The sequence below is a fragment of the Legionella pneumophila subsp. pneumophila str. Philadelphia 1 genome (genome assembly GCF_000008485.1).
Lineage (GTDB): Bacteria > Pseudomonadota > Gammaproteobacteria > Legionellales > Legionellaceae > Legionella > Legionella pneumophila.
Genome location: NC_002942.5, coordinates 2,477,362 through 2,497,191 on the forward strand (window position 1 = coordinate 2,477,362; position 19,830 = coordinate 2,497,191).

Below are 19,830 nucleotides of genomic sequence, written 5' to 3' on the forward strand. Positions count from 1 at the left end.
ATCATGTGGACTTTAACCAAAGAACAACAACAAGCAATTACTCCAGAGAAAGCTATTGAGCTCTTAAAAGAAGGTAACAAGCGTTTCGTTAATAATCTTAAGTTAAATCGCAACTTGCTCCAGCAAGTTAATGAGACGTCACAAGGACAATTTCCATTTGCTGTTATTTTAAGTTGCATGGATTCACGTACTCCAGCGGAGTTGATTTTTGACCAAGGCCTTGGCGATGTTTTCAGTATTCGAGTTGCCGGTAATATTTTAAATGATGATATTTTGGGCAGCATTGAATTTGCATGTCAGGTAGTAGGTGTGAAACTGATTGCAGTTGTCGGCCATACTCAATGTGGAGCAATTAAAGGAGCTTGTGATGGTGTCAAATTGGGCAACCTGACAAATCTACTGAATAAAATCAGCCCTGTGATTCAAGAAGCCAAAAAGCTGGATTCAAAACACGATGTTCATAGCCCAGAATTTTTGAATTGCGTTACCAGCCTGAATGTAAAACATACTATGAATGAAATTAAACAACGCAGTAATATCGTACATCAATTGCTTGATGAAAAAAGAATTGCAATTGTTGGTGGTTTATATCAGCTTGAGACAGGAGAAGTTCAATTTTTTGATGAGTGATATCAAGGCATCAATAATTTTCAATGATCAGTTCTTTTTAGCTGTACAACAGTATTGATGTGGAATGCTTTTATCAAAGAATTGCTGCGGACTTGAGACTTGAAGTCCGCATCTATGAACAACATTTTTTATGCAGATAATAAAAGCAAAATAAAACTCCTAAATAGAGAAAAAATGGCTTGATAATAAAATTAACAACTAATATAAAACGTAAGAAAAAATCATTGGATAACCACAAGACACCGCACAAAGACAAAAGTGGGAGCGTTGAATAATCAGAGGGAAGATACAATATTGCTGTTACTGTCTTAATTAAATAAATACCCACTGACATAACCAGTAGAGCAATCAGATGACGTAAGGAATATAAAATTGAAAAAAGTATTTTCTTTTTCCCAGGATGACTCATTTATACTCACTCTCATAAATGTTGCCCTGACTAACTAATAGAAAAGATCTCACCAAGATTATTTTTCAATGCATTTTGATAAACTGCTTCAGCAACACTTAAATCCTGTATTGCCAAACCAACGGATTTAAACACTGTAAGCTTATCTTTATAGTCAGTATTTTTTTGTAATAGCCAGTGACCGATTTCAATAATCAATTCCTTTTTTAAATGATTGTGCTCTACTGCACTAATGATTTCCCCTGATTCAGCTAAAACAGCGTCTAACTGATCAGCAATCACCACTGCTCGGCTTAACACATCATGGCTAATTTCTTTCATTGAAGGGTGATGCGAGCCTATGGCATTAATATGGGCATGTGGCGAAATGTCTCCAAAATGAATCAGTGGTTCTGTGCTATTGGTTGCTGTACAAATAATATCGGCATCTTTCACTGCCATGGCGACAGAAGGACAAATTGTCATATCAAATTGATCTTCGAATTCGTTAGCAAATTTTTCGGCATTTTTAATATTGCGCGACCAAACAAAAACCTGTTGTATATCTCGCACAGAAGCAACTGCCTCAAGTTGTGTTTTCGCTTGAGCACCTGACCCAATGATCGCGACCTGAGTCGCATTATCGCGTGCAAAATATTTTGTCGCCAGTCCTGAAACAGCGCCCGTTCTTAAGGAGGTGAGGTAAGCAGCATCCATTAATACTTTAGCTTCACCTGTTGTTGCGTCAAGCAACATAATAAAACCAGTGATAGTAGGTTTATTTTTAGTCAAATTTTCAGGAAAAATGGATACTACTTTTAAGCCTAAGCTTTTTTCTTGGGCAAGATAACCCGGCATAGTCAACATTAATCCGTTTTCTTCCTCAATGGTAACACCCGTTCTCAAGGGCAACTTCACCGTGTTATTTGCCAATTGAATAAATGCGCTTTCCAAAGCACTGATTGCCTGATGCATGGTGATGCTCTGCTTTACATCGCTTAAAGACAATATCCTGAGACTCATATCAATAAACCCTATACTTTAGTTAACTACGTAGTGACTGAATAGAATCACATCTTATGGTTTTAAATCAAATAAAGTATTTCCTGTTTTCATATCAAAGGGAACAGAATAATGCTCATGCATGATTTTCCATTTTCCATTCATTTTGCAGTGTACCATTGTACCTCGCATCCAACCTCCTTGCATTTCACCTTTTTCGTTCGTTCCACCACAATAAGTCAAATAATAGGAAACCGCCAGATTATTATCAACCAAAGTTTCCAACTCATGTACTTCAAATACTGAAGGTCCCGGACAGAATGAAAGACAGGTTTGCCAATGTTTTCTATAATCATCAGCTCCCTTAAACTGAAGCTGTGAAACTGCATCAAAAGAACGAATATCTGGTGCATAGTAAGACATGATTTTATCAATGTCTTTATCGCGTGCTGCATTGGCATACTCTTCAATGAGCTTATGAATTATTGCCACCTCATTTTCCTTATTCGCAATAGATTTCACCTTTATCTCCTTTAATTGGCTTCTTCCTGAATTTTAATTGTAGCAAATTCTGCAAAAAACCTAATGAATTGTTAACCTGCAACAGATGTTGCTAAAGCAACATTTTTTTGCTTTGTTAAAAAAGAACCCACAATAGAATTACCCTGTTCCCTGAGGTTTTTTGATACCGATGCAGCGAATGGATTGCCTCATCATATAGAGAAATCTGACTCTCAACAGAAAAAATATTCTGCGGAATCATTTAAATAAAATAACCTATACAATTCAAACAGGTTTGATAAACGAAGCTTAATCAACGTTTCTTTCCTAATTTTACTAAAGTAAAGTTTGGAAAGAAATTGAATGGCAGGTTGTTACATTCTTGAAGGCAACTGATTATTGATGGTAAAGTCTATTCTCATAAAATCAGCCAAAATGTTTGATGATTAAAATAATTCGGGAAATGCCGCATGGAGTTGCTGCGCTCTGCTTAATTCAGGCATTTTCAACTTTTTCATACGCTGTTCAATATTCTTCGCTCGCACTTTTTATTACCAAACAACTTGGAATTGCCAATTTATCAGCCAATAGCATAGTGGGCCTGTTTTTAAGTTTTAGCTATATTTTTCAACTAATTGGCGGTGTCATCGGAAGCCGTTTTATAAGTAACAGACTACTATTTGTTACAACTATTCTTATTCAAAATATGGGTTTATTCTTTTTAGCGCAAGCAAATCCTTCCTTGCTTAACATAGGCTTAAGTTTGTTTATGGTAGGTTCTGGTTTGAATGTTACTTCCAGCAACAGCATGCTTACTCAATGTTTCATACCACAAGATGATCGCAGGGAAAGCGCATTTTTTCTCAGTTATGCCGGCATGAATGTCGGTTATTGCATAGGTTATATAGCCTGCGGTTTTTTTGATTACTCCAACCAGTATCAATATTTGCTCTATGCAAGCATCCTGACTAACTCCATTGCTTTATTGATTATTATTAAAAACTGGGCCTACCTTGGCGATAAAAATTTTCCATTACCCAATCTCACTAAACGAAACTGGTATTTCATAAAAAATATTCTGGCAATAGCATTCATTACATTCCTTATTCCTTTTATGCGGGTATGTTTTGAATTTGCAAACTTTTGTAATGGATTGGTAATAATTACCTGTTTATTCATGTTTCTTATTATCTTTATCCTGGGGCTAAAACAAAAATCCTCCTCCGACAGGAAAAAAATGATGGCATATTTAATTTTGGCAATCAGTTCGGTTTTATTTTGGATGATTTATCTAACTGGCCCAATGGGTGTAACTCTTTTTGTCAAAAATAATGTGGATAAGCATCTTTTCAGCTTTGAATTGGCTACTCAATGGATAAAAAATATTAATCCCGTGGTCATTATTTTCGGAGCACCAATCATGTCCATGCTCATTAACAAATTAAAAGCAAAAGGTTTTCATGTCTCTGCTCCTGTGCAATTTTCCTGTTCCTTCGTGTTTTTAGCCCTGTCCTTTTTATGCCTTATCTTTGGAATTATTTGTTCAAATTCCTATGGGTATATCAGCATATACTGGATCATAGGCCATCATATCTTGCAAGGAATGTCTGAGTTACTTCTTGGCCCTGTTGGCTATGCATTAATTGGAAGAATAGCTCCCCCGAAACTACAAGGGATTTTAATGGGTACCTGGATGCTGGTTATAGGTGTAGCAGCCTCTTTTTCCCAATATTTCTCCAATGCCATGGTGCAATCAGAATCGGTAGACCCCCTAATTACAAATCAGGATTTTCTAACCGCATTTAAGCAATTGGGACTTTGGTCTTTACTCTGTGCTGCCTTGTTATATTTTGTTTCAGGTAAATTAACCAGGATAATAAATGGTACAAAAGACAATAAATCAGTTAATGAGAGCAAGGCTCTCCCCATGCCTTACTCTAACTAATCATTTAAAAATCTAAAGTATTGCTTTGCTCAGCGGGTTCTTCCAGACGAGTAGCAACATCCAGGTAAATTTTCGGATTGTACTGGCACAAACGTAAGAATATACTTTGGGAAAATTTTTCCTTTGCCTGCTTGCGCCTGTCTACCTCTTGAATAGAACATGTCTCACTAAGCAGAGACCAAAACTCAGCGTAATCCAAATGCTTTACTTCACTCGCTGACAAACTTTTTATATGCTCGTCTACCTTACCCGCATAGTTGCTAATTCTCTGAAGCAAAAGCACATGATTATTCATATGATCGGTATCAATTGGTGTTAATACATTGTACGATGGAGCTAAAAGCTTATACAACTCATTATAAAACACTGCCAAACCTAAGGTATTTTTATCAATCTCAAAGGATACAATAGCATCCCGAATCTGTCTTAATTCGTTTAAAAAATTGGGGGGAATCTCTGGCTGATGAGTCATTTCTCTCAACCACAGCGGAGTTTTTTTCCATTGCGCAATTTGATTGCAAACTAATTGTTTCTCTTTTAGCTGGTTTTTAATTTCCTCAAATTTTTCTCTATTAATAGTTAGCATGTTTTTTCTCTTATGAAAAAGGCAAGCCATACCCAAGAAATTTGGGTACAGTTTCCAGAATTGGTAATATTTGATAAAGCTTAAACTTTTTCAGATTACATGATATGATATTTGACAATTAACGTCAAAAAAAGTCAGTCTGGTTTTTATTTAAAAAAGAGAAAAAACAATCATAAAATGATTATCGGCACTAAATCCGATTTAAATCAAAGCAGATTAAAGTTGCATACCCATTTTAGGCTCTTCTCTTTCAGGCATTTTAAAGCTAGTGAAATCCTCTTTTGACGCCTTGAAGTCACCGCCTTGATAAAGGCTACCATTCCCATTGTATAGTTTTCCATCGCCATTAGAATAGGCAAGCACTTTATTGGTTGCAGCGTCAATAACAATAAAAGATCTGTTTTTTTCAGCCTGATCTTTAAAGAAGGTACCTGCTGCTTCCTGAGACGGGAAAGTCAAATGAGTTTTTCCGTCTTTCGTTTCGGGTTCTTTATACCAACTTTCCTTACTATAAAGCTTTTTGTAGTCTGCAATAATGGGATCAATATCTTTACCCTTCACTTCAACTTCTTTTACAGGACCTCTTTTCTTTAATTCTTCTTCCATTTGCTGGCTGGTCATCTGCAAAAATTCCATATATTTATTCTCGAGCTTTATTCGCTCCAGCATATCCTTCTGATTTAAAACTTGCTGTTCTTCCTGTTTTTTCTTTAATTCGAGTAATCTCTCAAGCTCTTTTTGTTTTGCACTCATTATAGATATCTCCTCGCACTTGTTGAGCTAATTTTAGTCTAAAAATTTATCGAAAATTATTTTGAGTTCATTTTTTTTACAAATTCCTTACAATTATAAGCTGCTCCTTTCACCTCAATAAACAATGGATTGTTAACTTTTGACACAAATGATGGGAATTAATTTAGCAACTTTTTTTGCCAAACCCGACATTTCAGCGGCATCGACAATAGAATGAACATCTTTATAAGCCCCCGGAGCTTCCTCAGCAACCCCACGGTATGATCCGCTACGAATTAAAATTCCTTGTTGAGCCAATTTATCTACTATGTCTTTCCCGTTCCATTTCTTCATTGCCTGATGACGACTCATAGCGCGACCTGCTCCATGACATGCCGAGCTAAAAGATTTATGCTCAGAACCTTTGACGCCTGCTAATACATAGGAACCTGTTCCCATGCTCCCTCCAATAATCACAGGCTGGCCTATATGAGAAACAGCTTTAGGTAGTTGTGGATGGCCTGGGCCCAAGGCACGAGTTGCTCCTTTTCGATGAACAAATAAGCGCTTTTTCTTGCCATCTACCTCATGAAATTCTTCTTTACAAGTATTGTGAGAAACGTCATAGATTAGATCAATCTGAGTGCGGGGTAAAATATCCTGAAACACATTGCGCATAAAATGAGTGATGATTTCTCTGTTGGCTAAAGCACAATTAATTCCTGCTCTCATAGCGCCCAGGTAATTTTCCCCTAGCTTTGAATGAATAGGAGCACAAGCCAATTCCCTATCCGCCAGCTTGATACCATAATGTTGTGATTCAATAACCATGGAACGGAGGTAATCTGTACCAATTTGATGCCCCAATCCTCTGGAACCACAATGGATACTCACTACAATATCTCCTTCATGCAAATTTAAAGCTGTTGCTGTATCGGAACAGTAGATTTGCCTGACTTCCTGCACTTCCAGATAATGATTACCTGAACCCAAGGTACCCATTTCATTTTTCTGGCGCTTTTTAGCTTGCTCAGAGACAAAATCAGGGATAGCTCCTTCCACACAACCGCGATCCTCGATACGCTCTAAATCAGCAGCTTCACCATAGCCTTGTTTTACTGCCCACTGTGCACCCCCTCGCATCATATCATCGAGCTGTTTGATAGTTAAATGAATGCCGCCTCTACTACCTACTCCAGCTGGAATATGAGTAAATAAAGCGTCTGCAAGGCTAACTTTGACAGACTCCAATTCATCTCGCTTCAATCCAGTAGATAAGAGCCTCACTCCGCATGAAATATCAAAACCCACGCCACCTGCTGAAATAACCCCTCCATCATCCGGATCAAAAGCAGCGACACCGCCAATCGGAAAACCATATCCCCAATGCGCATCAGGCATAGCATAAGCAGCAGAAACAATTCCCGGCAAAGTAGCAACATTAGATAATTGTTCGTAAACTTTCATATCCATATCAAGAATCAGCTGTTCTGAAGCGAAAATAACTCCTGGCACCAACATCTTTCCATGTTGCGGTATTTGCCATTCAAAATCATTTATTTTTTTCAAAAGACTTAAATCCATCACTGTTCACCACATTAATTCCTGTTAAGGAGTTTATACATCAACAACACATTGAGCTATCCAAATGCCATTATTTTTGTATATTTTTAATTCAGTATAGGTGGCCCCTTTGACCTCGACAACTGGTTGATGCTTTTTTTGATCAACCTTTTCACCCCTAATGACAGCATCCAAAACGAAGCGGTTGAGTTTTACATCAAACTCACGAAACAGCATATTATGAATTTGCATATTATAGACCACGGCATTTAGCCAATCGGTAAATAAAATTTCTTCATTGGGTGCTTCACAATGTATTTTTATTGATAAAGAAGGCTTGATTAGGGCTGCATCTGCAACTACATTCGTTAATGCCAAAGCTCCCATTTCAAAGGCATCTGGGAGAGTAGGTCCGATGCCACGAACTCCAATATCTGCCTCGTGAATGAAGTGTTCCCAGTATTTATTTAATGGTAACGGGTTTTGTCTTTTGCTAATAATCGCAACTCCTTTTTAGCTTCCATTAAAATTTCTTTTTGCCCGGTAGCCAATTTGCTTCCAGCTCGATTATAAAAATCCCATCTAACTCAAAGTATAAGTGCCTGGAAGCTCCGTTTCGCCCATCACCTCGTCGTTTACGACAATGAGTGATACTTTATATAGGCCAGAAGGCAAATCCTTACGCGAGATAGTTCCATTAAATCCTGACAAATCAAGATGCTTACCATCCTGTTTGAAAGCCAGATTAACACTTTGTTTTTGCATTTTATTCATACTGTATAAATAAGTATGAGTTCCCATCGACAACTTTAAAAACACTTCCCCATTTCCAGCATCTAAATCGGGAATATAAGCCCAGCCATTGACTGAGATTGTATCTGGGCCAATCTTGAATTTATCGACTCCTCCCCTGGCGGTTAAAACCTGTTTAGGGAGTTCAAGATTCACTTGATTTGCTGTAGTTTGAAAATTGACGAGTGGATAGAGCAAATCACGCTCGACTTTTTCATACACAATCAAATCAGGATGGTATTTTTGAATTAAATCAGACAAATTCCAGGAGGTATTCCCGGAGTGAATACGTACTGTATTATAAAAATCATTATGAAAATAAAAACTGAGAGACTCCGAAAAGCTGTCTCCTATTAATAAACAGGTTTGTTTGTTTTGTACAGCTTTATTAATATTCTCGTAAGGCGCAATGAGGATTACACCATTTGGATTGCCCTGAAAATCATCCAATTTAATCTCTTTTCCATCAATGTCTCTGCCAAACAAATCGATTTTTAAATTTGAAACATCGGGAAGAGGATTATTGGATTTGATATGCGTCAACTGCAGAAAATTGGTAAGATCAGAGTAGGTGGTTTCTCTGGGTATGAAATTAAATTGTAATTGTCTGCTCTGTAACCCTTTTTGCCGCATGTAATCTGATATTGCCTGGTAAGCAACATAAGCACCAACATAATTCCAGTGACTATCCCCCTTTAAATAAAGATCTCCATACTGTTTGCCAAGAGTATTTTTGGCTTCCATTTCCTTTTGTCTCAAATTGATAAAATCAATACCTCGAGCAAGCATTCCCTCTTGTAAAAGGTCAAGCCTGTTCTTATTGGAGCTTTTATGAACGTTAGCCGGTAAATATTCCGGATAAATCTCATGTTTATCTGGGGCAATGACCACCAGAAAAGGAATGTCATTTTGTTTAGCCAGATGATTCATCTGTTTTAAAACAGATAATTTCAAGAGAACTTCTTCCTCGGTAGGCTTATTTCTCCCTGTGTACTGATCGATGGATGCCGCGTAATCATTGCCCAAAAACAGCCAATCCTCTTTCCCCAAAATGGCTTGCCCAGGTTTGATGCTGGTTCCCAACTGATATACGACATGACTCCAGAATTTACTCAACGAAGTCATGAACAAGGTATGATCAACAAACCAATTTTCTATGCCCTTGAAATCAGTACGACCTATTTTTTTTATATTAATGGGAGGGAGTTGATGAGGTTCTCTGTTTAACAGAGATCTCACTTCATCCGCTTGTTTTTCAAAAAACATACCAATCCCTGGTACAAAAATGATTACCAGAAAAGCAAAGATGACCAGCCTGTCAGAAAACCTGGAAAAAATACGCATCATCAAAACCTAAAATAGAGGAAAGGGTTATAAGAATTAGTGCTTAATAATAATATTGAAACCAGTAAAAGCAGTATTCCCAAAACCTTGCTGGATTGCTTGTATGCGATAATCCAGTTTTTATTTCTACTTAAGATGAGACTATCCCTTACTCTGCTGTTAAACCCTAACGCAAGTATAATGCCCACAATAAAAGCAAAAATAAGAATAATATTAATACATGCTGCTATGGAATCAAGATTGAACTCAGCAGGAATAAACATCGTTTTAAGGAATACCAGTGCCGACTGAATATTATCTTCCCTGAAAAATACCCATCCGACTGTCACAACAGAGAGAACATAGCCATGGCGAATAATTTTAGGTAATTTTTTCATAAAATAACCAAAGTGGGTTCTTTCCAGAATAAGGAAAAACCCATGAAATAACCCCCAAACAATAAAGGTATAATTAGCGCCATGCCATAAACCGCACAAACCGAATACAATGATCAAGTTAATCTGCGTTCGAAATCTTGACTTATAACTCCCTCCGAGCGGTATATATAAATAATCTCGAAACCAGCTTGATAAGGAGATATGCCACTTCCGCCAGAACTCCTGTATCGATAAGGCATTATAGGGAAAATTAAAATTTTCCTTGTATTTAAACCCAAACATCAAACCAAGGCCTATTGCCATATCAGAATAGCCGGAAAAATCAAAGTAGATTTGCAGAGCATAGGCTATAGCTCCGAGCCAGGCCACCCAAAAAGTCAACTCATTGGCAGGCAAATAAAATACATAATCAGCAAGCTTTGCCACTTCATTGGCGATAAGAACCTTTTTTGCCAAGCCGAAACAAAAACGCAGAATTCCATTACGTACCCCTGCACGAGTTATATATCTCTGATAGAAAGAATGTCTTATATCTGCATAGCGAACGATTGGTCCTGCCACCAATTGCGGGAAAAAGGATACATAACAAACGAAAGTAACAAAATTACGTTCTGCTGGTACTTTTTTCCAATACACATCAACCACATAGCTTAAAGCATGAAAAGTATAAAAACTTATTCCAAGAGGCAGCACAATTTTACTGATTCCCATGACATTTAAGTCAAAGACACTGTTCAGTGAATCAAGAAAAAAATTAAAGTACTTAAAATACATGAGCATAGCCAGTGATGCGCTCACAGAGGTGATCAAATAGATTTTTCGTTGTCCTGGTTTTTTGCTGTCCTCAATCAATAGACCACATAGATAATTTATCAAAATGCACGCCAGCATAATAAAGATATGATCTTTCTCACCCCAATAATAAAAGGACAAGCTAAAGAGCATTAAAACAAAATTTTGCCACTTGATACTTTTAAAACAGACTAGATAAGTCAGGTTAAGGCACGGAAGAAATAAAAAAAGAAATATTAAAGATGAAAAAACCATTCTATCTCCGTGAAGGCATTTGCGGAATTAATTAAACTTGTATTAACTGTTCAAGACGTTAGATTCATCGCGTGAAGCGCATTATAGGGAAGTGTTATTCGTTGTGCAAATAGAATACGATAAAAAGAACCATCTGCAAAATCTGAATTGAAGCTGCCATTATAACATTCATTAGCTATACTTAACCTAAGGCAGCATTCGTTGATGAATTAATAATGCAAGATTCCTTTTTCTCATTTTTATCAAGCCCTATCAATTTACTCTTTCTTTTTGTTGCATTTTTTTTGCTTTTTGTAACACCATGGCTCTGGAACATAGTGAACTCGGCTCACAACATTCACAAGCTTCTTGACCCGCTTGGGATTAAGAAAAAAGAAAATTCACTGCCAGTGACAGGACTGTTATTTCTCCCACTGCTCCTGATAATAATTTTCATTGAATGGTTTTGGCCTTTGGCAAATATCACGTTGTTTCCGATACTAGCCTCACCCTATATTAAATTCAATATCATTGCAGTCATTTCAGTAGTTATTCTTTTGATTTTAATCCAATGTGATAAAAAAAAATCAATGGAGCTTTGGGTGCTTGCCTATGCAGCTGTACTTTATTTATTGTATTTGATTATCATTATGGCGACCGTAGTGGTAGGGATGAATGCTTTTCCTGCAAGCCATTATATTTTTGCCCCTGAAAGCAGCATGACAATCAATAGGACAATAATTTATGGTTTATTAATAGCCCATTTAATTTTTATCTGGCTAACCATATCGCTTAAATTCACATGGCGTTTATTGTTAATGATACTCTATACTCTGGCCCTGTCTTTTGCTTATTTCTCTCTTATAGTCTCTTAAATAAGCTGTTTCTTTCATTTTATTGTAGTGTTGCAAACGTTTGTGTGGTGCAGAAACTCCGCCCCTCAAAACGTTTTCACTTTACCCTGGCAGGACTTACGAAAAACCCCAAGGTCGAGGCAAGTGGTCTACCATTGCTTTCATGAACAAACCAAGGTATACCTAGCTTACCAGATTACGGTCATCGACACAGAACAATAAAAAATTTTTACAGGATGTAGCATTCATGAACCGCATGGCACTTTTCATCATTTTTATTATTCATTGTTTTTTTTCTCAATCATTTGCCGAACAGGAAAAACCATACAACGAATTGTACGTCAAACAAGCAAACCTGAAACAGTATCCCAAGGAAATCAATAGTTATCCGCCTGGCGTAGAAATCACTATTGGAGATTTGCATGGAAATGCATTGAAATTGCTCTATTTTTTAATTCGCAATGATGTGATTAAAATCGACAAAGAGGACTATAAGCTATTTGTAACTATCTACCAGAAAAATCCTAACGAACTGACAACAAAAGATTTGTCTTTTTTCCAAATTATAGTCAATTCCGCTGAAATCAATACCCAACACAAGATACGTTTTCTGGGAGATGATCTATGTGATCGTGGCATGAATGACTATTACACTTTGGTTATTTATAAAAAGCTCGACCAGGCCAATGTCCCTTTTGAGGTGATTCTATCCAATCATGGCAACTTTTTTTTAACAGCCTATGAAAGACCTGAGCAATCTTTTAACTATAATCCTTACGGTGAAGGTGAAAACGAATCCACAGTGCAATCCATGCTAAATATGGGAAGACTGATTGATCGGGGATTAATTGATAAACAGGACATTTTGGAAATGATTCAATATCATTACTTAAAGCATATAGTACTTCCCAGTTATACGCATAATAAAGATAAAAATGAACTTACTATTTATACTCATGCGCCAATCGATTTAGGAATAATCTCAGCATTAGCCAATGATCTGCAAGTTCCTTTTAAAGACTCTAACTTGCATGAATTAACCAAAAGTCTTGACGCAATGAACTCCAAAATAAAACAATGGATACTCTCTAACACGTTCACTAGACATTACAAGGAGCTTAACGAAGCACACAATCAGATCAACACGCCAAGCCCAATTAAGCAAATATTGTGGAATCGTGATTATTCTATCCTCGATCGCCACGCTCACCCCAATAACAAACCCTATGGCATTAATTATGTTCATGGCCATGACTCTATGCCCAATGTGTTTGATCTGGATAACTTATTTGGAAAAGGTGAGGATTTTTACCAAGGGCCTTACGCTGTGCATATTACACACAGCTAGCTGTGAATAAAATCAACCCTGTCATTAAACAGGGTAACAAATTGAAATTATAGCCCTAGCCACCGAATAAAGCGATTTGTTGTTTTTAAATTGAGGGCTGGTTTTGATTCAAAATCTATTCTATAGCTTTTAGCAGGTTCCTGTGTAATACGAGACGTATCAGAATTGGGTTGAACTTCCTTAATTTTACCCATATTGACGATTTGCATTTGAGTTTCATAATACCCATGTTCCATAATAATGACAGGTATTACAAAATGAATTTCTCCCAAACCCTCCCTATTCCCCTGAAGAACCAGCTTGCTAAATTCTTCCTTACTCAAAGCAATGTATTCTGCATTGTTAATTTGGCGTCTTAACATGCGGGACAAAGGAGGTTGAGAATGAAAAATACGCTCATAAGCATCTGCTGACATAGTAATGATAGGTTCATGCTCTTCACGGCTGTTATTTTTATTGAGGTCAACAAACAAAATATCTTCCCGTATTTCATCGTCAACAGGAGCTTGGGTCTCAGAAAGCTTGTTAATAGCGACTTGATCAGATTTCTGTTTACTGCAATTTAAAAATTTCGACTTATTAAACCACTCATCGCTAGGATAATAAACAACCAGTAAAGAATTATCTTTTATAGTATCAATAATTTGTTTTTTAATTGGCAAAGGTAACGCAGGACAACCCCAACTACGGCCAGGCCGACCATATCTTTTGATGAATTGTTCATCCATATACCATCCGCCATGCATAACAATATACCGATTAAAGGCATTATCATTAAATTTGGTATCCAACCCCACTAATCGTAAAGACAATCCTTCTCGACCATAATAGACTTGTTCTGTTTTATAAACACCAATACTGCTGGCCTTACTATCAAATTTATTTGAAAATTTATCTGTTAAAAGAGTGCCTGACTTTATCCCATGAGATACATAAGTATGAAATAATAATTCTTTCTTATCCAAATCAAACACCCATAACCGTTTTTGATTAGAAGGCATGGAATAATCAATAATAGTCAATATATTATTTCTATCCACTTGATAAGCATTAGCGCATTGTATGGTCGTTATCACTTTATCAATAACGGCAGGTTGAAGAGAATTACCCTCTTTTTGTAACAATGTTTTTATTTCATTCAAAGGCATCTTGATTGACGGTATTTCACTGTATAAAAGATTCCCTTGAGGCTCGGCTTTTGACACTGGAATCGTAGAAGTTGAAAAATTAAATGATGTTACTGCTAATAACCATAGCAGATAAATAATCATAGTTTTTCCTTGTGATTGAATTGATCTTATATTTTTTATTCCCTGTATTAATTAATATAGAACACGACAAAACATCATGTCCAATTTTTAATTAAAAGATATTTTTTTAACACAAATAGATTTGCGTAAAACTCCAAGGTCAAGGCAAAAAATGTTTTTAATGAGGAGTTTAGATAAACTAAATGAGTGATCCTCCGGGTACTGCTGCTTGTCAGCGATACCAACCAAGCACTTTCCGGATGCCTCAGACAAGCTGAGGCACGTAGGCTATTTAGAGAATCATTTAAAAATCAAGTGACTCTATCTGTTTCATTCCAGGCATCGTCGCTGTTTCGAGAATAACTAAATTGACTTGAATCCATTCAAAACGATCTTGCCTCTGGAAGTGCCACTTTCCAATAAAGCATGTGCTCTTCTCAAATTGTCAGCATTGATCAATCCCAGACATTCGGCAATAGTTGTCTTGATTTTACCGGCATCCACCAATCTGGCAACCTCTGTTAAAATATCATGTTGCTTTATCATATCTGCTGTTTTAAACATAGAGCGGGTGTACATCATTTCCCAGTGAATAGAAATGCTTTTTAGTTTAAATAATTTAATATCCAAATTCTGAGGGTCATCTATCAAAGCAAATTTTCCTTGAGGTTTCAGGACCTCAACTAGCGATTTGGCATGTTGATCGGTATGGGTCAAACTGATCACATAATCCACTTCAGAATAATGTAAATTCTGCAATTGAGCCTTCATGTCTTTAGTGTGATCAATGACATGGTGAGCCCCATTATCCAGGATCCACTGAATTGATTCAGGGCGGGCTCCTGTTCCGATGATAGTTAACTGGGTAAGTTGCCTTGCCAGTTGTACCAAAATAGAACCAACCCCCCCAGCCGCTCCAGTAATTAATAGAATACCTTTATCTTCTGCTGATAATTGCAATCTATCAAATAAAAGCTCCCAAGCTGTTAAACTGGTTAAAGGTAATGCAGCAGCCTCTTGAAAACTTAACGATTTTGGTTTTTTGGCTGCGATGCGTTCGTCAACAAGGTGAAATTCACAATTAGACCCTGGTCTGGTTAAATCACCGGCATACCACACTTCATCACCTGGTTTAAACATAGTCACCTCCGATCCAATTTCAGTAACTACCCCGGAAGCATCCCAGCCTAATATTTTGGGCTGATGAGGTTCTGGTTGAACATTACGACGCACCTTGGTATCTACGGGATTCACTGCAACAGCTTTGATTTCAACTAAAATATCGTGGCCAGTTGCTTTGGGCACAGAAACATCCAGGTCCATCAATGCTTTATTATCTGTAATGGGTAAAGAGTGGTAGTAACCTATTGCTTTCATTGAAATTATTCCTTTAAAAATACTGGAGTTTCATTATAGGTTTAGAAAATTTTATAAACAACAGCACAAGGCATTTCTCATATGAATGGGACTTACAAAAAAAACCAATGTTGAGGAAAAATGCTTTTAATGAGGGAGTTTAGATAAAATAAATGACCGAATTAAACGTTTTTAAACAAAAAAATTGGTGCTTTTGGTAAAAATCCTGATGAAAAACAAATCACAAGTGTATCAATCGTAATCTATAATTTAAGGGAGTCTATAAAAGACTAGACTCTCAATAATTTCAGGTAAGGAAACAATAGAAGCAGGGAAAGTGATGGCCATATTTAAAAATCTTGTCTTGACATTAGTCAGCTCTGCATTACTTGTTACACCGTGTTTTTCTGCAGGATTAACATTGGAAAGTCCGGCATTTGCATCGAATGCAGCAATTCCTCAAAAATTCACATGCAGCAATTTAAATTATTCTCCCCCACTAATATGGCATGATCCCAATCTGGGAACCCAATCTTATGTGTTAATAGTGCATGATCCTGATGCTCCTACAGGTAATTGGATACATTGGGTATTGTTTAATATCCCTGCTCAAGTGAAACAGCTCACAGAAGGGACAACAACTCCTGCTGGCGCAACCAGTGGGTTAAATAGCTGGAATACCACTGGTTACAGTGGTCCCTGCCCGCCTTCAGGTACACACCGTTACTATTTTACACTCTATGCTTTAGACACTTACCTTAGTCTTGGCCCAGAAGCCACTGCTCAGGATGTGGTGAATGCTATGAAAGGAGATATCATAGATACGGCTGAATTAGTAGGACATTATAGTAAGAATGCATCTCAATAAAATTGCAAAAATGCTTTCTCACGCGATCCTGCAACAAACACAAGAATTGGCATAAAACAAAAATAGACCGGCGTGGTAATAGTCACCTGTCAAAATCAGCTTTTATTAATTTAGAGGCCTCATATGGGATTTATTATAAAGAGCCTATCAGCGATTGAGCTTATTTTGCCTGATTAATCATTGACAATAATTTCTTATCTTCTTCATTGAGCATACGGTCAGAATAGTCAGGATTTGGTACATACCACCATTTCTTGCTAAAATATTCTTGTAAATCAGGAGACTGAAATTGACGCCCATATTGCGCATAAATAGTATTTCGTAAGAATCGTAATTCTTTATTACTCAATCTGGCCAATTTGCTTAATGCATCATCTGAATTTAACCAAGGATAAATCACCTTATAGCGAACATAACTAATCCCCGTAAATAAGCAAAGTGACAAATCTGCTTGGGGTTGAAAATGCCGTAAATCCCAGATGTATTTTCTATCCGCTCGTGAGCCTGAAATGCTCATCCCTGATGGGGTAGGATTGAGGTAGTCTGCCTTTTGATCTATCTCAGAGCATAAACGCGTTGGTGTATTGGGAATGACTTCAAGTCGAGTATGTCCGATACTGCTATCCTGCCAAAGAGCACCTGTTTTTAAAACATAACGAACCCAATGATACCCCATCACATCATAAGTGGCTCCCGTCGAATAATCATGATGAATATTGACTGTTGCCAAGGGTGGAAAGGTGGTTTTCCAAAAATAGGCATCCTCATAGTAAAGACCTTTATTCTGATCCGGGGCTATATTACCGCGCTGTGCTGAAACTTGCTTATCATTGACTGTAACCAGAAAATCATAAACCAATGCTTGACCAACATTAGTCTGCTGTCCTGCTGGCAGGGCAATTTCTGAATTCCCATCGTTTATAGGAAAGGGAAAAGCCATTGAAATGGTGACTTCTTTATTTAATGTATTTTTAAAAGTGAAATTACAATTATAATGCCAGGAACCATTCATCTGAGGCTCATTTAAATTCTTTCCGCTGATCCTGATTAACTCACTGACCATTTTTATATGCGGCTGAGAAACAGGAATGGGTAAAGATCCCTCCCCACCTACAGCAGTATCATTAGCTAATAAAACCTCATTAGGCGCAAAAACACAAAAAACCACAGCAAACATCTTTTTTTTAGATACGTAATGATCATTCGTCATGAGGCTGTCCTGGTTTCAAAATAATATAAAGTATAGTTAAGAACAGGAGGTATTTATCCTGTGAATGAAACACAGAAAGATACATGCATTGCTCAGATTAATTCAATGGTGAGTAGAGTTATGCCCTATGATCCTAAATCAATTGACTGGCAACAATTGTTCTTGCTCCTGCTTGTTTTCTGAATTCCATTAAATAAATGCCTTGCCAAACACCCAATAGCAACTTGTTTTCCTGAAATGGAATAGTTAAAGATGAGCCACACAAAATTGATTTAATATGGGCGGGCATATCATCTGGCCCCTCTATATCATGACGATAATGCTGATGTTCAGGAACAAGTTGAGTAAAGAAATGGTTTAGATCAATCAATACATCAGGGGAAGCATTTTCATTTAAGGCAAGTGCCGCAGAGGTATGCTGAATAAATAAATGTAATAATCCGGTACCCCTCAACGTAATTTTTTGCATCACTTCATTAGTGATTAGATGAGCACCATAAGGTTTTGGAGGCAGTTTGATTATATCATGTTGTACCATAGACCCTCGACTTAATTGGATAACGGAGGAATTGTCGAGTCAGAACAAAATGAAATTCTGTCCATAAACTCTATTTGCATTATAAATAAAGTAGCGCCTCTTGTCTTGATAGTCATGAGCTTAACAAATCTCTGGATTAATATCTCTCACTCGCCTATTCTAAAATATAATAAATTAACCAAGCTATTTAGGAATGGATATGGCCAAGGATAAAGGATTTTTTAAAAAAGCAAAAACGGGGAAAAACAAAAGTTCTGCCACTCCATACGCTGAAGAATGTGCCATTCAAATCCCATCTGAAATAGACAATGAGCAAATGCACCGCATGCCAGCAGGCGGTGAAGAAGATCAATACTTACGTATAAAGCACATGTCAGCACTGATAAAAAAATATGGAAATTTACCAATTATTACAACTCGGGAAACCAGGCTACCAGACTATTGGCTAGAATTATTCACAGCGATAGATGAAGGAGATACACCCAAAGCCCATGCGCTTTTTCATCTGCTGCCGCAGGAGGATATTATTTTACGAGCATTACGAGCTGTTCATTCAGAAGATTATCTTTATCAACTCATTAAATATTGTATTCAAGCGAAACATTTTGGCTTTAAACAACTAAATGCCGATCTGGTCGTTACCCCAAAAACCTTTGAAATTTTAATCAAGGATTGTGCAACAACTCTGTTCAATCCGGCAAAAACCCATTTTTCTTTTGGTTTACCAAGCCATCATGCCTATACCCAAATGGGAAGCGGTTTTTGCCTTATCAATAAAACAGCCATGCTGATAAAACAGGCTGAATTGAGTTCTGTTCAACCACCTAGATTTGTCATTATAGGAACCGACGTCAATCGCGACAATGGCCTATGTGACATTTTAAGACACTCATTTTCCCATCTATCGATTTGTCACATTGATGTGTTTGATTCAAGAGTATATCCCCAACAAGATTTTTCCTACATTAATAACGAATTCAATTCTGAGGGAGTAGATGTAGGGAAAAACATCCATGTATGGCACCACAATGATTTAAGTTATTATGCGGTGGATCTCAGCTTAACGTCCAGAAAATCAGTAGGTGTGCACCCTGCGCTTCTTTTTGCTTTAGAGCAATTCAAAGCATCGATTAGAGAGGCGAAAGTAAAAGGGCAAAAAATTGCTTTATACCTCCCGACCGGATGGGATTCTCATGAAGATGAAACAGCGTATTGCGGTAAATTTGTTAAAGGCCGGATGCTGGGGAAAACTGCCGCTCATCAATTTCGCTTTAATGACGGTGATCTAAGCTACTTCTATGAATCCATATTCACTTTGTATAACGAGAACAAAGACTGCATTGACACCATCTATTGGGGCTTGGAAGGTGGATATGACAGAACCATGTATAAAAGAGAACTTACTCTGCTGTTGCAGGTCATTGAGAAACAATTGCTACCTCAAGATTCCAACTCGCATAATATGTCGTGTTAATGGTTATTATTTCAAATTTTAATTTTAGTAATGATGGCGCGAACTG

The 19,830-nt window shown here is 37.2% G+C and carries 18 protein-coding genes; 6 read left to right on the plus strand and 12 right to left on the minus strand.

Annotated elements, in window-relative coordinates:
- Window positions 1-3: 3 nt before the first annotated feature.
- Complete coding sequence (locus LPG_RS11015; protein WP_010947903.1) at window positions 4-630, plus strand: carbonic anhydrase family protein; 627 nt, start codon at window positions 4-6, stop codon at window positions 628-630.
- Between the two features lie 439 nt (window positions 631-1,069).
- On the opposite strand, the gene LPG_RS11025 is transcribed toward LPG_RS11015, so the two are convergent.
- Both LPG_RS11025 and LPG_RS11030 read right to left on the minus strand, forming a co-directional pair.
- Window positions 1,070-2,041: an ornithine cyclodeaminase family protein gene (locus LPG_RS11025; protein ID WP_010947905.1), complete on the minus strand. Its 972-nt coding sequence runs from the start codon at window positions 2,039-2,041 to the stop codon at window positions 1,070-1,072.
- A 54-nt stretch (window positions 2,042-2,095) separates the two neighbouring features.
- Window positions 2,096-2,542 (minus strand): YybH family protein, encoded by a 447-nt coding sequence (locus LPG_RS11030; RefSeq protein ID WP_015444185.1) that lies wholly within the window; start codon window positions 2,540-2,542, stop codon window positions 2,096-2,098.
- Window positions 2,543-2,963: 421 nt separating this feature from the next.
- Between LPG_RS11030 and LPG_RS11040 the strand changes: the two genes are divergently transcribed.
- Window positions 2,964-4,466, plus strand: coding sequence for a peptide MFS transporter (locus tag LPG_RS11040; protein WP_015444184.1), 1,503 nt, complete (start codon window positions 2,964-2,966; stop codon window positions 4,464-4,466).
- Window positions 4,467-4,470: 4 nt separating this feature from the next.
- On the opposite strand, the gene cegC4 (LPG_RS11045) is transcribed toward LPG_RS11040, so the two are convergent.
- From cegC4 (LPG_RS11045) to LPG_RS11075, 6 genes are all read right to left on the minus strand, one after another.
- Window positions 4,471-5,103 carry a Dot/Icm T4SS effector CegC4 gene (gene cegC4, locus LPG_RS11045; protein WP_010947908.1) on the minus strand — a complete coding sequence of 211 codons (633 nt, stop codon included), beginning with the start codon at window positions 5,101-5,103 and terminating at the stop codon, window positions 4,471-4,473.
- Window positions 5,104-5,268: 165 nt separating this feature from the next.
- Window positions 5,269-5,805 (minus strand): Dot/Icm T4SS effector CegC4, encoded by a 537-nt coding sequence (gene cegC4, locus LPG_RS11050; RefSeq protein ID WP_010947909.1) that lies wholly within the window; start codon window positions 5,803-5,805, stop codon window positions 5,269-5,271.
- Between the two features lie 132 nt (window positions 5,806-5,937).
- On the minus strand, window positions 5,938-7,368 hold the full coding sequence (locus LPG_RS11055; protein ID WP_025862418.1) for an RtcB family protein: 1,431 nt from the start codon (window positions 7,366-7,368) through the stop codon (window positions 5,938-5,940).
- 33 nt (window positions 7,369-7,401) lie between these two features.
- Window positions 7,402-7,848: an archease gene (locus tag LPG_RS11060; RefSeq protein WP_306294292.1), complete on the minus strand. Its 447-nt coding sequence runs from the start codon at window positions 7,846-7,848 to the stop codon at window positions 7,402-7,404.
- A gap of 81 nt (window positions 7,849-7,929) precedes the next feature.
- Window positions 7,930-9,483, minus strand: coding sequence for an alginate O-acetyltransferase AlgX-related protein (locus tag LPG_RS11070; RefSeq protein WP_015444181.1), 1,554 nt, complete (start codon window positions 9,481-9,483; stop codon window positions 7,930-7,932).
- A gap of 2 nt (window positions 9,484-9,485) precedes the next feature.
- A complete protein-coding gene (locus LPG_RS11075) occupies window positions 9,486-10,736 on the minus strand; it encodes an MBOAT family O-acyltransferase (protein WP_223804319.1) in 1,251 nt (416 codons plus the stop codon).
- A 386-nt stretch (window positions 10,737-11,122) separates the two neighbouring features.
- On the opposite strand from LPG_RS11075, the gene LPG_RS11080 reads away from it, so the two are divergent.
- Window positions 11,123-11,761 (plus strand): hypothetical protein, encoded by a 639-nt coding sequence (locus LPG_RS11080; protein ID WP_010947914.1) that lies wholly within the window; start codon window positions 11,123-11,125, stop codon window positions 11,759-11,761.
- Between the two features lie 226 nt (window positions 11,762-11,987).
- Window positions 11,988-13,088: a Dot/Icm T4SS effector WipC gene (wipC, locus tag LPG_RS11085; protein WP_010947915.1), complete on the plus strand. Its 1,101-nt coding sequence runs from the start codon at window positions 11,988-11,990 to the stop codon at window positions 13,086-13,088.
- Window positions 13,089-13,135: 47 nt separating this feature from the next.
- On the opposite strand, the gene LPG_RS11090 is transcribed toward wipC, so the two are convergent.
- Together LPG_RS11090 and LPG_RS11095 are read right to left on the minus strand one after the other, a co-directional pair.
- Complete coding sequence (locus LPG_RS11090) at window positions 13,136-14,359, minus strand: murein L,D-transpeptidase catalytic domain family protein (RefSeq protein WP_010947916.1); 1,224 nt, start codon at window positions 14,357-14,359, stop codon at window positions 13,136-13,138.
- A gap of 342 nt (window positions 14,360-14,701) precedes the next feature.
- The gene (locus tag LPG_RS11095; RefSeq protein WP_010947917.1) at window positions 14,702-15,715 is read right to left on the minus strand and encodes a zinc-binding alcohol dehydrogenase family protein; all 1,014 of its coding nucleotides are present in this window, start codon (window positions 15,713-15,715) and stop codon (window positions 14,702-14,704) included.
- A gap of 319 nt (window positions 15,716-16,034) precedes the next feature.
- On the opposite strand from LPG_RS11095, the gene LPG_RS11100 reads away from it, so the two are divergent.
- Window positions 16,035-16,562: a YbhB/YbcL family Raf kinase inhibitor-like protein gene (locus LPG_RS11100; protein ID WP_015444179.1), complete on the plus strand. Its 528-nt coding sequence runs from the start codon at window positions 16,035-16,037 to the stop codon at window positions 16,560-16,562.
- Between the two features lie 160 nt (window positions 16,563-16,722).
- Here the strand turns inward: LPG_RS11100 and LPG_RS11105 are convergent, their stop codons facing one another.
- Together LPG_RS11105 and LPG_RS11110 are read right to left on the minus strand one after the other, a co-directional pair.
- The gene (locus LPG_RS11105) at window positions 16,723-17,772 is read right to left on the minus strand and encodes a YARHG domain-containing protein (RefSeq protein WP_010947919.1); all 1,050 of its coding nucleotides are present in this window, start codon (window positions 17,770-17,772) and stop codon (window positions 16,723-16,725) included.
- Window positions 17,773-17,905: 133 nt separating this feature from the next.
- The gene (locus tag LPG_RS11110; protein ID WP_010947920.1) at window positions 17,906-18,310 is read right to left on the minus strand and encodes a secondary thiamine-phosphate synthase enzyme YjbQ; all 405 of its coding nucleotides are present in this window, start codon (window positions 18,308-18,310) and stop codon (window positions 17,906-17,908) included.
- Between the two features lie 199 nt (window positions 18,311-18,509).
- On the opposite strand from LPG_RS11110, the gene LPG_RS11115 reads away from it, so the two are divergent.
- Window positions 18,510-19,784: an acetylpolyamine amidohydrolase gene (locus LPG_RS11115; protein WP_015444178.1), complete on the plus strand. Its 1,275-nt coding sequence runs from the start codon at window positions 18,510-18,512 to the stop codon at window positions 19,782-19,784.
- Window positions 19,785-19,830: the final 46 nt, after the last annotated feature.

What these genes read in the sequence shown, in the direction of transcription:
- LPG_RS11095 (WP_010947917.1), bottom strand. Translation starts at nt 15,715, where the DNA reads ATGAAAGCAATAGGTTACTACCACTCTTTACCCATTACAGATAATAAA.
- LPG_RS11110 (WP_010947920.1), bottom strand. Translation starts at nt 18,310, where the DNA reads ATGGTACAACATGATATAATCAAACTGCCTCCAAAACCTTATGGTGCT.
- LPG_RS11025 (WP_010947905.1), bottom strand. Translation starts at nt 2,041, where the DNA reads ATGAGTCTCAGGATATTGTCTTTAAGCGATGTAAAGCAGAGCATCACC.
- cegC4 (WP_010947909.1), bottom strand. Translation starts at nt 5,805, where the DNA reads ATGAGTGCAAAACAAAAAGAGCTTGAGAGATTACTCGAATTAAAGAAA.
- LPG_RS11090 (WP_010947916.1), bottom strand. Translation starts at nt 14,359, where the DNA reads ATGATTATTTATCTGCTATGGTTATTAGCAGTAACATCATTTAATTTT.
- wipC (WP_010947915.1), top strand. Translation starts at nt 11,988, where the DNA reads ATGAACCGCATGGCACTTTTCATCATTTTTATTATTCATTGTTTTTTT.
- LPG_RS11080 (WP_010947914.1), top strand. Translation starts at nt 11,123, where the DNA reads ATGCAAGATTCCTTTTTCTCATTTTTATCAAGCCCTATCAATTTACTC.
- LPG_RS11040 (WP_015444184.1), top strand. Translation starts at nt 2,964, where the DNA reads ATGATTAAAATAATTCGGGAAATGCCGCATGGAGTTGCTGCGCTCTGC.
- LPG_RS11015 (WP_010947903.1), top strand. Translation starts at nt 4, where the DNA reads ATGTGGACTTTAACCAAAGAACAACAACAAGCAATTACTCCAGAGAAA.
- LPG_RS11100 (WP_015444179.1), top strand. Translation starts at nt 16,035, where the DNA reads ATGGCCATATTTAAAAATCTTGTCTTGACATTAGTCAGCTCTGCATTA.
- LPG_RS11070 (WP_015444181.1), bottom strand. Translation starts at nt 9,483, where the DNA reads ATGCGTATTTTTTCCAGGTTTTCTGACAGGCTGGTCATCTTTGCTTTT.
- LPG_RS11105 (WP_010947919.1), bottom strand. Translation starts at nt 17,772, where the DNA reads ATGACGAATGATCATTACGTATCTAAAAAAAAGATGTTTGCTGTGGTT.
- LPG_RS11115 (WP_015444178.1), top strand. Translation starts at nt 18,510, where the DNA reads ATGGCCAAGGATAAAGGATTTTTTAAAAAAGCAAAAACGGGGAAAAAC.
- LPG_RS11055 (WP_025862418.1), bottom strand. Translation starts at nt 7,368, where the DNA reads ATGGATTTAAGTCTTTTGAAAAAAATAAATGATTTTGAATGGCAAATA.